The 15,893-nt window shown below is 55.8% G+C and carries 12 protein-coding genes; 7 read left to right on the forward strand and 5 right to left on the reverse strand.

Annotated features, from left to right (window positions below; all coding sequences use genetic code 11):
- Positions 1 to 7: 7 nt before the first annotated feature.
- From ATO67_RS10605 to ATO67_RS10615, 3 genes are all read right to left on the reverse strand, one after another.
- On the reverse strand, positions 8 to 1,093 hold the full coding sequence (locus ATO67_RS10605; RefSeq protein ID WP_067648143.1) for an ABC transporter ATP-binding protein: 1,086 nt from the start codon (positions 1,091 to 1,093) through the stop codon (positions 8 to 10).
- 72 nt (positions 1,094 to 1,165) lie between these two features.
- A complete protein-coding gene (gene glpD / locus ATO67_RS10610) occupies positions 1,166 to 2,674 on the reverse strand; it encodes a glycerol-3-phosphate dehydrogenase (protein WP_067648146.1) in 1,509 nt (502 codons plus the stop codon).
- Positions 2,675 to 2,776: 102 nt separating this feature from the next.
- Positions 2,777 to 3,556: a DeoR/GlpR family DNA-binding transcription regulator gene (locus ATO67_RS10615; RefSeq protein WP_067648149.1), complete on the reverse strand. Its 780-nt coding sequence runs from the start codon at positions 3,554 to 3,556 to the stop codon at positions 2,777 to 2,779.
- A 214-nt stretch (positions 3,557 to 3,770) separates the two neighbouring features.
- Here ATO67_RS10615 and ATO67_RS10620 point away from each other — a divergent pair, with 214 nt between their 5' ends.
- The 7 genes from ATO67_RS10620 (at position 3,771) to ATO67_RS10650 (ending at position 13,546) form a co-directional block, all read left to right on the forward strand.
- Positions 3,771 to 5,369 (forward strand): peptide ABC transporter substrate-binding protein, encoded by a 1,599-nt coding sequence (locus ATO67_RS10620; RefSeq protein ID WP_067648152.1) that lies wholly within the window; start codon positions 3,771 to 3,773, stop codon positions 5,367 to 5,369.
- A gap of 146 nt (positions 5,370 to 5,515) precedes the next feature.
- A complete protein-coding gene (gene oppB, locus ATO67_RS10625) occupies positions 5,516 to 6,439 on the forward strand; it encodes an oligopeptide ABC transporter permease OppB (protein ID WP_067648156.1) in 924 nt (307 codons plus the stop codon).
- Positions 6,432 to 7,562: an ABC transporter permease gene (locus ATO67_RS10630; RefSeq protein ID WP_067648160.1), complete on the forward strand. Its 1,131-nt coding sequence runs from the start codon at positions 6,432 to 6,434 to the stop codon at positions 7,560 to 7,562. The genes oppB and ATO67_RS10630 overlap by 8 nt, the downstream gene beginning before the upstream one ends.
- Position 7,563: 1 nt before the next feature.
- Positions 7,564 to 9,174, forward strand: a complete 1,611-nt coding sequence (locus ATO67_RS10635; RefSeq protein WP_067648163.1) for an ABC transporter ATP-binding protein — start codon at positions 7,564 to 7,566, stop codon at positions 9,172 to 9,174.
- Positions 9,175 to 9,294: 120 nt separating this feature from the next.
- On the forward strand, positions 9,295 to 9,633 hold the full coding sequence (locus ATO67_RS10640) for a hypothetical protein (RefSeq protein ID WP_067648166.1): 339 nt from the start codon (positions 9,295 to 9,297) through the stop codon (positions 9,631 to 9,633).
- Between the two features lie 167 nt (positions 9,634 to 9,800).
- Positions 9,801 to 12,134 carry a bifunctional diguanylate cyclase/phosphodiesterase gene (locus ATO67_RS10645; RefSeq protein ID WP_067648169.1) on the forward strand — a complete coding sequence of 778 codons (2,334 nt, stop codon included), beginning with the start codon at positions 9,801 to 9,803 and terminating at the stop codon, positions 12,132 to 12,134.
- A gap of 275 nt (positions 12,135 to 12,409) precedes the next feature.
- Positions 12,410 to 13,546, forward strand: a complete 1,137-nt coding sequence (locus ATO67_RS10650) for a polysaccharide biosynthesis/export family protein (RefSeq protein ID WP_067648172.1) — start codon at positions 12,410 to 12,412, stop codon at positions 13,544 to 13,546.
- Between the two features lie 41 nt (positions 13,547 to 13,587).
- Here ATO67_RS10650 and ATO67_RS10655 read toward each other — a convergent pair whose 3' ends face one another.
- Together ATO67_RS10655 and tagF are read right to left on the reverse strand one after the other, a co-directional pair.
- Positions 13,588 to 14,448: a protein kinase domain-containing protein gene (locus tag ATO67_RS10655; protein WP_245303956.1), complete on the reverse strand. Its 861-nt coding sequence runs from the start codon at positions 14,446 to 14,448 to the stop codon at positions 13,588 to 13,590.
- On the reverse strand, positions 14,435 to 15,862 hold the full coding sequence (gene tagF, locus ATO67_RS10660) for a type VI secretion system-associated protein TagF (protein WP_067648176.1): 1,428 nt from the start codon (positions 15,860 to 15,862) through the stop codon (positions 14,435 to 14,437). The genes ATO67_RS10655 and tagF overlap by 14 nt, the downstream gene beginning before the upstream one ends.
- Positions 15,863 to 15,893: the final 31 nt, after the last annotated feature.

Raw genomic sequence — 15,893 nt, forward strand, 5'->3', positions numbered from 1 at the left:
TCTCTCCTCACGCGGCTGCTTGTTGCGGGGTTGCAAGCGAACGGCCATCCGCATCGAACGCCATCAGATGACGGGTATCCAGGTAAATATCGACTTGGCGGTCCGGCTCGATATCGAGGATGCCACGTGTCAGCATCACCCAGCGATTGCCCGCGTAATCCAGATGAATAAAGCTTTCCGAACCAGCAATTTCCGAGATCAGCGTTTTTGCACTCAGCTTGATTGCAGCTCCGCCATTTGCGGGTGCCGGATAGAGATGGTGAGGATGAAAGGCCAAGGTCACCGGGCCATCTGCAATGGTCGAAAGATGCGCCGGTACCGGGAAAGCAGGCTCATCATTGAGTAGAAACGATCCACCGGCGCGCGTCAGCGCTATGATGTTCAGCGGTGGATCAGCGAAAGTCTTTGCCGAGACGAGATCGACCGGGTTTCTGTAGAGATCAATGGTGCTGCCATATTGGGCGATGTGCCCCTGATGCATGGTCGCGGTGTTGCCACCCAGGAGCAGGGCTTCGGATGGTTCGGTCGTTGCGTAAACAAAGATGGCACCGGATAGCGCGAAAATCTTCGGCAACTCCTCGCGCAACTCTTCGCGCAACTTGTAATCGAGGTTGGCAAGAGGCTCATCCAGCAGGACCAGGCTGGCATTCTTGACGATGGCGCGGGCAAGCGCCGTGCGCTGCTGTTGCCCGCCGGAGAGGTTGAGCGGTGTGCGGTCGAGGTAGGGCGTGAGCCGCAGCATGTCGGCAGCGCGCCGCACTTCGCGGTCGATGGTTGCCTTGTCTTTCTTGGCGATCCGCATCGGGGAGGCGATGTTTTCGTAAACGGTCAGCGCCGGATAATTGATGAACTGCTGGTACACCATGGCAACGCTGCGATCCTGCACGCGCTTGCCGGTGACATCCTTGCCATCGAACAGCAGTTGGCCCTCGGTCGGTTTGTCGAGACCGGCCATCAGCCGCATCAGTGATGTTTTTCCAGACAGCGTCGGCCCCAGCAGCACGTTCAACGTGCCTCGCTTGAGGGTCAGATTGGTCGGGTAGATGTGGTAATCACCACCCACCATCTTGGCGATGTTGCGTAATTCCAGCATGCTGTCCCGAGGCCTCCCAACCTGCAAGATATCCGCTTCAATATCAGTCTGCTCCGCCCTTTCGGGCGTTCATCATGCGGCGATAGACGCCATGTAACTGTCGAGTGCGGCCGCTTCTTCCTTAGAAAAATGCAGGCCCTGCTTTGTTCTGCGCCACAACACGTCGTCGCTGGTTCTGGCCCATTCCTGTCGGATCAGCCATTCGACTTCGCGCTCGTAAAGATCGCCTCCGAAATGCTGGCCGAGCGCCTCCATATCAGTCGCATCGCCAAGGATCGCATTTGCTTTGGTTCCGTAGAGACGCACCAGTCTGCGCGCCTGCCGATCAGATAGAAAGCTATATTTCGCATTGAGCTTTTTAACTTCCGCCTCATAGCCGGTGGCCACGAAATCACCGCCCGGAAGCGAACTCTTGGCTGTCCAAGGCTTGCCCTTGTCACCAATGGCTTCCGCCACTTTTTCAAGCGCGTGTTCCGCCAGACGACGATAGGTCGTCAGCTTACCGCCGAACACGTTCAGCAACGGCGCTTCACCAGAAGCATTCTCAAGCTTCAGAACGTAGTCGCGCGTGGCTTCCTGCGCGCTGGAAGCGCCATCGTCAAACAGCGGGCGAACCGCCGAATAGGTCCAGACTATATCGTCCTTCGTGACCGGCTCGGCAAAATACTCGCTCGCCGCATTGCAAAGGTAATCCGTCTCTTCGCCGCTTATTTTCACATCTGCCGGATCGCCCGTGTAATCACGGTCGGTGGTGCCGATCAGGGTGAAATCCGTCTCGTAGGGAATTGCGAAGATGATGCGATTGTCCGGGTTCTGAAAGAAATAGGCGCGCGGATCGTTGAACTTCTTTTTCACGATGATGTGGCTGCCCTGAACCAGCCGCACATTATGAACCTGATTTTTGCCCGCCGCGTTGGACAGAACATTGTCCACCCAGGGGCCAGACGCGTTGACGAGCATACGCGCCTGAACCGTCTTGACAGTGCCGGTCGCGTTTTCCTTGATGTCGATGTTCCAGAGCCGGCCTTCGCGGCGAACGGACACCACTTTCGCGCGGCTCATAATGTCAGCGCCACGGTCGGCAGCATCTCGCGCATTCAACACCACCAGACGCGCATCATCCACCCAGCCATCCGAATATTCGAAAGCCTTGGTAAAGAGCGGCTTCAATGGCTTGCCTGCCGGATCGCGGCGCATGTCGAGGGATTTTGTGGCTGGCAGCAGCTTGCGACCGCCCAGATGATCATAGAGGAAAAGCCCGAGCCGGATGAGCCATGCCGGGCGGATACCACCTTTGTGGAACGGCAGAACAAAACGCATCGGCCAGATGATGTGCGGTGCCATCGCCCACAGCACTTCGCGTTCCATCAGGGCTTCGCGCACCAGACGGAACTCATAATGTTCGAGATAGCGAAGTCCACCGTGAATGAGTTTGGTTGCGCCTGAAGAGGTGCCGGAGGCGAAATCGTTCATTTCGGCCAAGGTCACGGAATAGCCGCGACCAGCAGCATCACGTGCGATCCCGCACCCGTTTATGCCACCACCGATCACGAAAATATCGCGAACTGCCTGCTCAGTCACGTCACTCTCCCTGGCGCGCCATTCCGTCGCTTATCCTTGGAATTCGAACTTGGTAGGAGTTAAAATGAAAATAAAGTGAATGTCAAACGAATGTTAATCGTTTCAGTTTTGAGCTTGCGAGCGTTCTGTTTCGATCAGCCGTACGTCATTTTCCTTGCAAATGACTTTCACGGAGTCGAGCGGACAGTGGTCCGTTATGAAAGTGTGGACCTGCGAGAGATGACCGATTCGCACCGGTGCCGTCCGGTCGAATTTGCTGGAGTCTGACACCAGAATGACATGCCTCGCATTGGCGATGATGGCCTGCGCCACCTTCACTTCGCGAAAATCATAATCCAGCAACGCGCCGTCCTTGTCGATGGCAGAGACGCCGATCACCGCATAGTCCACCTTGAACTGGCGGATGAAATCTACGGCGGCTTCTCCGACAATTCCGCCATCGGTGCCGCGTACCACGCCGCCGGCAATGACGACCTCGATACCGGGGAATATCCGTAACCTGTTGGCAACGTTGATGTTGTTGGTAATGACCATCAATTCCTGATGGTCCACGAGAGCTTCGCCGACAGCTTCGGTGGTTGTGCCGATATTGATGAACAACGATGATTTACTGGGAATGAGCTCAGCTGCGGCCTGACCTATCGCCTGTTTTTCCGTGGCGGCAATCAAACGTCGCGCTTCGTATTTCACGTTCTCCGTGCTGCTTGGAAAGATGGCGCCGCCATGGATTCGAGTCAGCGCACGCGCCTCGCAAAGATCGTTCAAATCCTTGCGTATCGTCTGCGCCGTCACCGAGAATCGTGAGGCCAGATCGTCGACGCTGACCTTACCCTCGGATTTTGCAAGTTCGATGATATCAAGCTGGCGCGATGAGAAAAACATGAAAGCTTCTACCCGACAATATCTGTGGACTTTCGTTTTATTTCATTTTTATGAAAAACGAAAGCGCCGGGACAGACGGGTTTGGAGCAAGGTTTTCCACAATCAACATGTTTACGGGTTCTCTAATTTGTCCGCCTGATAAATATTGGGGTTGCGCCCCAGCGCATTTTGTCCTTGTTTGCGCGTTCTCACACTTTATGGGGAAATTAAAAAAATGAATTCTATAAAAACAACAACGCGCGCCGCAATCCTGCTAGGCTCGCTTCTGATTGGCGCTAGTTCCGCTCTCGCAGAAACCGTTCTGCATCGCGGTAATTCCGGGGAACCACAAACTCTCGATCAGGCTCAGACCTCGATCAACATCGAAGCCTTCATCGTGAAGGACCTTTATGAAGGTCTTACCATTTACGATGCAGCCGGCAAGATCGTTCCCGGTGCGGCAGAAAGCTGGACTTTGTCTGACGATGGCACGGTCTACACATTCAAACTTCGGGAAAACGCCAAATGGTCTGATGGTACGCCTGTGACGGCTGAGGACTTCGTGTTCTCCTATCAGCGCGTAGAAGATCCGAAGACTGCCGCGAAATACGCCAACATTCTTTATCCCATCAAGAATGCAGAAAAGATCAACAAGGGCGAAGCCAAGCTTGAAGAGCTCGGCGTGAAGGCCGTTGACGCCAAGACGCTGGAAGTCACGCTTGAGCGCGCGACGCCTTTCTTCCTCGAATTGCTCGCGCACCAGACCGCTCTACCAGTCTCCAAGGCTAGCGTAGAGAAGAACGGCGCGGATTTCGTGAAGCCCGGTGTGATGGTGTCCAACGGTGCTTACAAGCTGGAGGCTCACGTTCCAAACGACAGTCTGACCGTCGTCAAGAACCCAAATTTCTGGGACGCCGCTAACACCAAGATCGACAAGGTCATTTTCTATCCGATCGACGATCAGGCGGCTTCTGTTCGCCGTTTCGAAGCCAAGGAAATGGACCTCGCCTATAACTTCTCGGCAGATCAGCTAGATCGCCTGCGCAAGTCCTACGGTGAGCAGGTCCACGTTTCTCCGACACTCGCGACCTATTATTACACCTTCGATACACGCGAAGCGCCCTATAACGACGCTCGCGTTCGTCGCGCCCTTTCCATGGCCGTGGACCGCGACTTCCTTGCCAAGGAAATTTACAGCGGATCGCAGATTCCATCCTACTCCATGGTTCCGCCCGGCATGGGCAGCTACGGCGAGCCTGCAAAAGCAGACTTCGCAACACTTTCGCAGCTGGATCGTGAAGACGAAGCTATGAAACTCATGAAAGAAGCGGGTTATGGTGAGGGAGGCAAGCCGCTATCCATCGAGATCCGCTATAATACCAATCCCAACCATGAGCGCGTTGCCACAGCCGTTGCCGATATGTGGAAGACCACATTCGGTGCCAATGTTTCGCTGGTGAACCTCGATGTCGCCTCGCACTACGGTTACCTGCAGGAAGGCGGCAAGTTCAACGTCGCCCGTGCTGGCTGGGTTGCTGACTACGCGGATGCCGAAAACTTCCTCGCGCTGTCCGTCTCGACAAACAAGACCTTCAACTATTCGAAGTTCAACAACCCTGAATTCGATGCACTGATGAAGAAGTCTTACGACGAGAAAGACCCTGCTGCCCGCAACAAGATCCTGCACGAGGCAGAGACGATCCTGATGAAGGAGCAGCCAGTTGCGCCGTTTCTGACGCAGGCCGACTTGTGGCTGGTTTCCAACCGCGTCAAGGGCTGGCAGGACAATGCGGCCAATGAACACCTCAGCCGCTTCCTGAGCGTTTCCGAATAAGCAGTGCTGCCACGGTGGTTTTGAAACATGTCGCGCAATGGCTTCAGGGCTTTTGCGCGACATGCTGAAAGAACGGGCGAAAGCGTTAAGGCGATGATAAGGTCGCGAGACGCGTAGCCGCCGTGCCATGCCCGGAGCCTAAACCTATGATCTCTTTTATCCTGCGCCGTTTGGCGAGCGCCGTGCCGACGCTGTTCATCGTCGTCACGATTTCTTTTTTTCTGATGAGATTTGCACCCGGCGGTCCGTTCAATCTTGAGCGTCCTCTGCCACCGCAGACGATGGAAAACCTGATGAGAACCTATCATCTGGATGAACCATTGTGGCGCCAGTACCTGATCTACATGAAAAATGCCGTGACTGGCGATTTCGGCCCCAGCTATATCTACAAGGACAACACCGTTGCCCAATTGATCGGCAAGGGTCTGCCTTATTCGCTGGAGCTTGGTTTTTACGCCCTTCTGCTTGCGCTGATCGGCGGTGTGCTGGCCGGTACATTCGCGGCATTGCGGCAGAATAGTTTCTTCGATTTCTCCCTGATGTCGTTTTCGACAGTCGGCGTCACCGTTCCCAACTTCGTCGTCGCACCCGTGCTGACGCTTGTATTCGCTGTGCTGCTCGGTCTTCTGCCTGCCGGAAGCTGGGGTGACGGATCGCTGCGTTATCTCCTCCTGCCGATGATTGCGCTGGCCTTGCCGCAGCTTGCGGTCATTGCCCGCCTCACACGTGGGTCAATGATCGAGGCTTTGCGGATGGACCATATTCGCACCGCCAAGGCCTATGGTCTGCCGGGCCGCACCGTGGTGATTGTCCACGCCATGCGCGCTGCGATGCTGCCGGTGGTTTCCTATCTCGCACCTTGCGCCGCCGCTCTTCTGACTGGCTCGGCCGTCATAGAAACGATCTTCACCATTCCCGGTGTCGGGCGTTATTTCGTGCTAGGTGCTATCAATCGTGACTATACGCTTGTCATGGGAACCGTTGTTCTCATCGCGCTTTTCGTCATTGTTTTCAATCTTGTGGTCGATATTCTTTACGGCCTTCTTGATCCGAGGGTCAGACATGACTGATATCCCCGGCAGCATCGCCGCATCTCCCTCGGTGAAAAGCCGAAGCTTGTTCCAACTCGCAACTATGCGTTTCCGACGAAATACCGCTGCCATGGCCGGAGCGGTCATGTTGGTGCTGATTACGTTGTTTTCGTTTCTTGGACCGCATTTTCTCAGCCACACCTATGATCAGGTGTTTTCATCATACGTCTCAGTGCCGCCAAGCCTTGAAGCCCGTCCCGATGTCACCAACCTTCAAGGCGTGATGGAGGGCATTGCCGGCCGCGCGCGTGTGGAATTGAGGGAGTTTGCCGTAGAGGGCCAGACCTTCACAGCAACCGTTACCTCGGCAACCGAAGTCGACCCGCGTACCACACGTTATTTCGATCGTGCCAACGAGTTTGAAAACACCAAAGTCGTCGCCACCGAAGACGATGGCCGCACTCTGAAAATCACCGGCGATGTGAACCGCGAATATTTCTTCTTCGGCACAGATAGCAATGGTCGCGATCTTCTCGTTCGCATCATGCTGGGCGGTCAGATATCGATTGCCGTCGGCGTTCTCGCAAGTCTCGTGTCGCTCGGCATCGGCGTCGTCTACGGCGCGACTGCCGGTTATATCGGCGGGCGTATCGATAATGCGATGATGCGTTTCGTTGAAATTCTCTATTCGCTGCCCTTCGTGTTTCTGGTCGTCGTGCTCGTGGTATTCTTCGGGCGAAGTTTCATTCTCATCTTCCTTGTCATCGGCGCGGTGGAATGGCTGGACATGGCGCGCATCGTGCGTGGCCAGACACTGGCCTTGAAACGCCGTGAGTTCGTGGGTGCCGCACAGGCGCTGGGCTTGACCGACTGGCAGATCATCCGCCGCCACATCATTCCCAACACCATCGGCCCCGTCGTTGTGTTTGTGACCGTGGTGGTGCCGAAGGTTATTCTTCTGGAAAGCTTCCTCTCCTTCCTCGGTCTGGGTGTGCAAGCGCCATTGACCAGTTGGGGCGCGCTGATTTCCGAAGGTGCCAGCAATATGCAGTCGGCCCCATGGCTGCTGATATTCCCGGCGATCTTCTTCGTGATGACGCTGTTTTCTTTGAACTTCGTGGGCGACGGGTTGCGTGATGCGCTCGATCCCAAGGATCGTTGATATGAATACGACATCTGACACCATACTGAATGTGCGCGGGCTCAAGGTGAATTTCACGACGCCTGACGGCATGGTCAGCGCCGTCAAAGGCATCGATCTCGATGTGAAGCCGGGTGAAACCCTGGCTGTCGTCGGCGAGTCTGGTTCCGGCAAAAGCCAGACCATGATGGGCATCATGGGCCTACTTGCCGGTAACGGCCAAGTCGAAGGTTCGGCAAAATACCGGGGCCGTGAGTTGATCGGCCTCCCGGTCAACGAACTGAACGATATCCGCGGTGCAAAGATCACCATGATCTTTCAGGAGCCGATGACCTCGCTCGATCCGCTCTACACGATCGGCAAGCAGATTGCGGAGCCGATCTTGTATCACCGTGGGGGCAGTCGCAGTGAAGCACGGGGCCGTGTTCTGGAACTGTTGCAACTGGTCGGGATTCCTGACCCGATGCGGCGGATCGATAGCTATCCGCACGAACTATCGGGTGGTCAGCGTCAGCGTGTGATGATCGCCATGGCGCTTGCAAATGAGCCGGATTTGCTGATCGCGGACGAGCCGACGACGGCGCTCGACGTTACCATTCAGGCGCAAATCCTTGATCTGCTGAAATCCTTGCAGAAGCGTTTTGGTATGGCCGTTGTTCTCATCACGCATGATCTCGGCGTTGTCAGGCATTTTGCCGATCGCGTCGCTGTCATGCGCCGTGGCGAAATCGTAGAGACGGGGACGACCGAGGATATCTTCGAACGTCCGGAGGCGGACTACACGAAGATGCTGTTGGACGCCGAACCGAGTGGCCACAAACCACAGGTGGGCCCGGAAGCGCCGGTTGTTCTATCCGGCCATAATGTGACCGTTGATTACGAGATACCCGGCGGCCTTTTCACCAAGGCTAGCGCCTTCCGGGCAGTGGATGGCGTCAATGTCAGTTTGCGCCAGGGCCAGACTATCGGTATCGTCGGAGAGTCCGGTTCGGGAAAATCTACGCTAGGACGGGCACTGCTACGGCTCACACCGTCCATCGGGCGCTTGTTCTTTGGCAAGAAGGATATTTCCAGCCTGGACAGGAAAGCCATGCGGCCCATGCGCAGACAGCTCCAGCTGGTGTTTCAGGATCCCTATGGTTCGCTGTCCCCACGCCAGACGGTGGGCGAAATCATTACCGAGGGGCTATATGTGCACGCACCGGAGCTCAGCCGGGCCGAGCGGGACAAACGCGCAATCGAGGCGCTGACGGAAGTCGGGCTCGATCCCGCCGCCCGCAATCGCTATCCGCACGAGTTTTCCGGCGGGCAGCGCCAGCGCATCGCCATCGCCCGCGCCATCATCCTGAAGCCTGACGTTGTGATCCTTGATGAGCCAACGTCGGCACTTGACCGCTCCGTGCAGGGCCAGGTGATCGATCTGTTGCGTGATCTGCAGAAGGCTCACGGTCTTTCCTACATCTTCATCAGCCACGACCTCTCGGTGATCAAGGCGATCTCGGATTATGTGATCGTGATGAAGGATGGAAAAATCGTGGAAGAGGGCGAAACCGATGCCATCTTCAACAGCCCTACGGCCGACTACACCAAGACGCTCATAAAGTCCGCCTTTACCGCCGACGTCGCCGCATAAGGGACCGCCCGGCCGCAATGCCGGACGTTTCCAGTGTGCCGTCAAGGAACAAGCAACTCACATCTGCGTTATTGCCTCGTGAGAATTGATGTGCGCCATCGAAGGCGCCCAGGAGGAAATATGTACAAGGTAATCCAGATTGCCGGATTGGCCATTACGATGGCAGTTTCAGGCTTCGTTATGACTGCTCCAGCCCAGGCGCAGGACATGGAGCTGAGAATTGGCCGTGACGGCGTGCGTCCAGTCATTCGCGAGCGTGACCGAGAAGTGGACCGTCGCGGACCACCACGCGGTCGTGGGTGTGGGGAGCGCGAAGCTCGCGCTGCGGCACGTGCATCCGGTCTTCGCGATCCGGAAATCGTTCGTGTCACGCCACGCCGCGTTGTCGTGCAAGGCTTTACGCGCCGCGGCCAGGACACTATCACATTCGCAAATGAACGCGGTTGCCCTGAAATCTGAGATCACAGCTCAGACATGTGTCGTTTAAAAACGACTGCCTACCGAAACCCGCCTCGCGCGGGTTTCTTTGCGTAAGGGCCATCTACTACAATTTGGATTAGTAATTTCTAAATTTAACTGTACTAATACATATAGTCGGTTGCTTCATTGTTGGAGGTGTTGGCCCAGTGTTCGCTGTACTAGAATGTGTTGCTTTGCAACATGATCGACGGATCGTCGTGCTTGCTGGCGTAATCGCGCTTCTTGGAATGCTATCCTTCTATCATCTGTTGCTTCGTGCGGAAGAAAGCCCAGTGAGACGCAGACCCTATTGGGTTCTCGTCGCTGCTTTGGCGTCCGGTCTCAGCGTTTGGGCGACTCACTTCATCGCCATGCTGGCCTATCAAGGCAGTGTGCCGATCGGATTTGATTTCCCATTCACGACGGTTTCTGCCGTCGTTGCCGTGTTCGGCTTTTGGCTGAGCATGCAATATTTGTGGCGTGGCATAAGGGGTGCGATGTTATCAGGAGGCATCATAACATTGACGGTTGCTGCGATGCATTTCCTGGGTATGACCGGGATGCAAGTGGCCGCTCAGATTGAATACCGCCTGCCGCCCATCATCGTCGGCACTGTTATCGCTGGCGCTCTCTTCACACTGTCATTTATTCTATTCCAGAGCCTCCTTAGCTGGAAGCGCGTTGTGGCGTCCGCGACAGCGTCGATCCTGGGCGTGCTGATCCTTCATTTCACGGCAATGTCATCCACGATCCTCATTCCTGATCCCAGCATACCAGGTCCGCAAGTTGAGGGTCTGGACAGGGTGGTGATGATGGGTGCGATCAGCGGGGTGACGTTCCTTATCCTAGCTGCCACCGGCGTTGCCGCACTGATAGACCGTCATCTGGTAGATCTGAAAGGCCTCGTGGGCGCTACGCTGGATGGTCTGGCAGTGGTGCGCGATGGTCGGATCGTTGAGGTCAACAGCCGGTTTGCGAAATTGTTTGACACAAGCGAAGCCTCACTTATCGGAGAAAATGCCGAAGAACTGATGCATGCCGATGACGGCATTCCAGCTCATCTACAGCGCAATGGGGCTGTGGAGGCAGTTCCGAACCGCGGCGATCGATCACGCACGTTCGAGCTCGCTGTCACCACCATCGAATATCGTGGGCGTCCCTGCGAGGTTATGGCAGTGCGCGATCTGACGGAAAAACGGCGGGCGCAACGCGAGATCGAATACCTGGCGCGTTACGATGTTCTCACTGGTCTCGCCAACCGTACGCTCTTTCAAGAACGGTTGAAAAATCACATTGCCGTTGCGCAGGAAGATGACGAGTTCGCGCTGCTGGCGCTGGACCTCGACCGTTTCAAAGCCGTGAATGATCTCTTCGGCCATGCCGAAGGTGACCGCGTCCTCAAGGATGTCGCACGAATATTGATACAGTCTGCCAGGCCAGGTGACCTTGTGGCCAGATTGGGTGGAGACGAATTCCTCATTCTGACCGCTTTCAGCACCACAAGCGAAGACGCGCGTGATCTCGGTGAGCATATCTTGTCGACATTCCGGCGGGAGATGAATTGTGTCAGCGACCCGACAGCCGTGGGCGTCACCATCGGCATTGCAGCTTTCCCCGCTAATGGCGACGACAGTGAGACCCTGATGCATGCTGCTGACATGGCGCTTTACCGCGCGAAGGTGAATGGCCGCGGCATCGTCGCTTTTTACGACCCGGCAATGGATCAGGAAAGCAAAGAACGTCGGCGTCTGGAATCCGATCTGCGCCAAGCCATCAGCCGCAACGAGCTGGAGCTCCTCTATCAGCCGGTGCATTCTGTGGAAAACGGTGAAGTGGCGAGTTACGAAGCGCTGGTGCGGTGGCAACACCCAACGCGCGGCACGGTACCGCCGGACGTCTTTATTCCGATCGCGGAGGAAAGCGGCATCATCATTTCGCTCGGTGAATGGATATTGCACGAAGCGTGCTCCGCCGCCACGCGCTGGGAACCGCATATCAAAGTGGCGGTCAATGTCTCACCGGTACAGTTCTCCCTCGCAAATCTCGCATACACGATCTGCTCGACGCTTGAAAAAACCGGACTGTCTCCTTTGCGTCTCGAGCTTGAGATGACGGAAGCCGCACTTCTGAAGGACCGCGCCATAACGCTGTCCACCATGCGGCAACTGAAGGGGCTTGGCGTTACAATCGTCATGGACGACTTCGGAACTGGATACTCCTCGCTCAGCAATCTTCGCAGTTTCCCTTTCGACAAGATCAAGATCGACCGCAGCTTTATCGCGGCCATGAAGCAGGATGAAAATGCCCACTCTATCGTGCGCGCCATCATCGGGCTTGGTCGCAGCCTAGATTTGCCAGTAACGGCCGAAGGTATCGAGACGGATAGCCAATACAGAATGGTGGTCGATGAGGGCTGCGCCCAAGCGCAGGGCTATTTATTCGGAAAACCCGGAAAAGCGCCTTCCCGGCAAAAGAAGCCGCATAAGGCTGTCGTCGATTGACCTCGGATCGCTTCAAGCATGAAGAGGTGAGTATCTGAGACGTAGGCTCGATCCATCTTCTGGACGGTGGTTTGTAAGGCTATCGCACAACGTTTGGCGTCTTCCTTTTGTAAGGCTAAAAAATTTGTGGCATAACGTAACGTCACTGGTTGCCAAATGGCCACAGGGGCTCTGTTACCGATGGCATCTTTTTCAATTTTCAGCTTCAAAGTTATTGCGAGTTAACGCCTTGATGCTATTCCTGCGTGTAGGTGATTCTATTGCGGGGAAATGGAATGAAGAAGGTTGTCTCGGTACTTCTTTTGGCTTTGTTGAGCGGTTGTGCGAAGCCCTCTGATGGTCCGACTGCCGGAAATATCCGGTCAGCAACTCTTCCCAACACCAATGAAAAAATTCGTGTTATTGAGCTGGCAAACGCGCCTGCGACGCCAATGTCACCGTCTTTGGTGGAAAGCTCGACCGGTCCTGGTCTGACTGCTTTGCGCAATACTGGTTACAACTCTCAACGTCTGCGCCGTGGCGATGTTATCGACATCACTGTACTTGATACCGGCGAAGATGGACTTTTTTCCTCTACCCAGAGCAAGACACTTAATCTCGGGCGCTTCACAGTCGACCAAAATGGCAGCGTCAATCTACCCTTCATCGGCAAGAAGCGTGTGATCGACTCGACACCAGAGGGCTTGCAGTCGCAGGTCGTGACCGGCCTCAAAGGCTCTGCGGTCAATCCACAGGCGGTTGTCACGGTTGTGGATAAGCCGACAAGCGCTGTCATGCTCAGCGGCGCGGTCAAGACGCCCGGCAAACTTGCCCTGACTGCTCGGCAGGAGCGGGTCATGGATGCCATCAACCAGTCTGGCGGTCCAACCGTTGCGCCGGGTGCGGCTCAAGTGACAGTCGTTCGCGGCACACAGCGCGCCAGTGCCTCTCTGGACCGCATCATGCGGGAAGATCGCCAGAATATCCGCCTGTCGCCAGACGACCAGATCATGATCGATGGTGATGCATCGAGCTTCACCGCGCTTGGTGCATTCAAGAGCGCTGGTGAATTCCAGTTCGAAACCGGCAAGATGACGCTCGCGCAGGCCGTTGGCCGTGCCGGAGGCCTGCTGGATGATCGTGCCGATGCCCGCAATGTGTACGTTTTCCGCAACGAGATCGTTAACGTGCCAACGAAGGCGCCGTCCGGTTCCAAGGACCCGGTGGCTCTCACACCGACCATGAAACCGGTGATCTACCACGTCAATATGCGTGACGCGTCCAGCATCGCCTTGATGCAGCTATTCCAGATGCAGAAGGGTGACGTTCTCTATGCCAGCAACGCACCGCTGGTGGATTCTGCCAAGCTGTTGACGGTCTTCCAGAAGAGCGTGCCGACGGCGGCAGCGCCTCAGCCGGGCGGTTCCAACTGATATCTACGGGGATGAGGGCGTTTGCAAAATGCCGCTCTTGCCTAAAGATAAAGAGCGGCGTCGTTCGCAGATTGAGGGCGCTTTGATGCGTCCAGTGCCGTGCAAATCTGCGCAAATCTCACGACCTTGTCATCGACGTCAGCATCTGTGACGCTCAGCAGCCGCTGGGCTAGCTTGCCGACCGAATATATATCATGCAGCGGATGCGCCGCAGACGAGCCAGCCATTTGTTCCGGTGCTGAAAATTCCGGTGAACCCGCATAGTCGATACCGTGCATGCGGTGGTGTTCGCCGGTTGTCAGCGTGATCCCGAAATCCGCAAGCCGTGCCTTTTCCAAATCTCCATCTGGAAGTAGAATGTTTGCAGGCGTGATGTCGCCATGGACATAATCTTCTGCGTGGAGCGCGGCAACAGCTCTCAGCACTCGGTGCAGCGTCGTGTTGATCTCATTCTGGGTCAGTTTTCGGTCTGCCAGCAGAGATGCGAGAGACATAGGCGTCCATGGTTGCAGCAGGCCGGGCCGCCCATCTGGCAAACGCAGAAGTGCCGAAACTTCCTGCACGCAGGGGTGCCGTATAGACAGGCCTATCTCGGCTTCTCTGCGCAGATTTTGCACAAGGAAAGCGTTATCACGTCGGATTTCTGGTAATGTTTTAATGGCAAACGATGTACGCCGATCGCGGTGCGTTACCCGCAAAATCTGTGTCGTTTCCGTTTCATAGGCCACGGCCTCGAGTGTGAAACTGTTTTCAATGAAAGCGGGATTTTGCCGAGCCAACTTGGACGCCTTGCGATCAAGCGCATCACGAATACGATCTATGACGTCCTCAGATCTTTCAGACTGTCGTATCGTAGCCCACAAATCGGCAAAACGTCTTGCAACATCTTCATCGTTGCTCAAGCCGATTTCCGATCACGATAGCGCTGATATTGTCCCTGACATTTTCGATAAGCGCTTCCTGCATCAACGCATTGGCGCAATCGCTGATCGGAGTCTCCTGCAATATCTCGGCGACGATGCGCTCCTTCAATGCCTGCATCAGGGGGAAACTGCATAGCAACAAGCGGTCATGCATACCCCACTCTTCGCCAAAGGTATCGGGACGAAATTGCTGGGAAAGGCCCAGACATTGTGAAAGCTGCTTTTTCATACCGACGATGACATGATCGCGTGACAACATATGCATGGTGCCATCACGCAGAACGTAGGCGCGCGCATCGCCTGACCACAGGACTGTCAGCGTATTCTCAACCAAAGACGCCACAACTACGCTTGCCATTGGTTTTTGCGCTCCTGTCCCAAACTGGCGTGAAAGCAGCAGACTGTTGACCGTTCCGAGTTTGCCCTTGATATCCTGAGTGACAAATTCAGCCTGATCGTTGCTGGCGATGTCGGTGAGCGCATTGGTCGTCAGCCGTGCAGCCTCAACCGCTGCATTGCCGTCTCCAACACCATCGGCAATGGCGAAGAGGGCAGGGCTCTTGGATACAAATAGTGCATCCGCATTGACGCTAAGGCGCGTTCCCGGATGCGTGGCGTAACTATAGATAAGCGAAGCTGTGGACGCCTCATGCCGCGGCGGTTTCGGGGCAATCGTGGTTTTGGGTGGAGACGCAGGTTTAGTCTCAGGAGAAACCTGTTGAGCGGGCGGCGGGCTCGCAGGCGTCTCGCTTTCCTCCGTAGACGTCTGGTCACGAAACAGCCGCACAAAATCCGTTGCCGCGGGCTTGCCTTCGAATTTCATTCCGCGAGCACGGCGAGTGTCGGCATCGATATACCACCAAAGACTGATCGGCCCGCCGGAACGGGCGGAGAACTGGACGTCCTCATCCTCGCCTTTCGGCTTGGGCAAACGTAGCCGCTTGACCGATGTCGTAAAGCGCTGCATGTCGAAATCTGATCTCATGGACGTTTCAGCCACCGCTTCCGCGGCCATGAACCAGGTATCATCAAGATAGAGCGTTCTTGGGTGCTGGTTGAAGTCTGTCAGTTGTGCCAATACGACTAATGGATATTTACGGCCAACCCTGTCACGGCTGGGCAGGAGCACACCCGCATAGGCATTGCGCCCCCAAATTCCGCGCTCGGTAATGAAGCGCAATGGAGGGGATGCTGAAAAAACGGAATTCCAACGCGATGCAAAAACATCGGCGCAGGCATGCATGCCTGCCTGCACCCAACCATCGAGCGCGCCGATGAGATCGCGGTCCATTCCCTCGGAGATGAAATCTCCGTGGCTCTGGATCTTCCCGAAAAAGCCGATCCGATCGCTTTCGACTGCGGCTTTGACGGGGGGGCTGACTTGCTTTGCCATCAGTCAGACAAGGCGGCTCTGCGGTGCCGGT

Origin of the sequence: Agrobacterium bohemicum, assembly GCF_001562555.1 — a bacterium.
Lineage (GTDB): Bacteria > Pseudomonadota > Alphaproteobacteria > Rhizobiales > Rhizobiaceae > Agrobacterium > Agrobacterium bohemicum.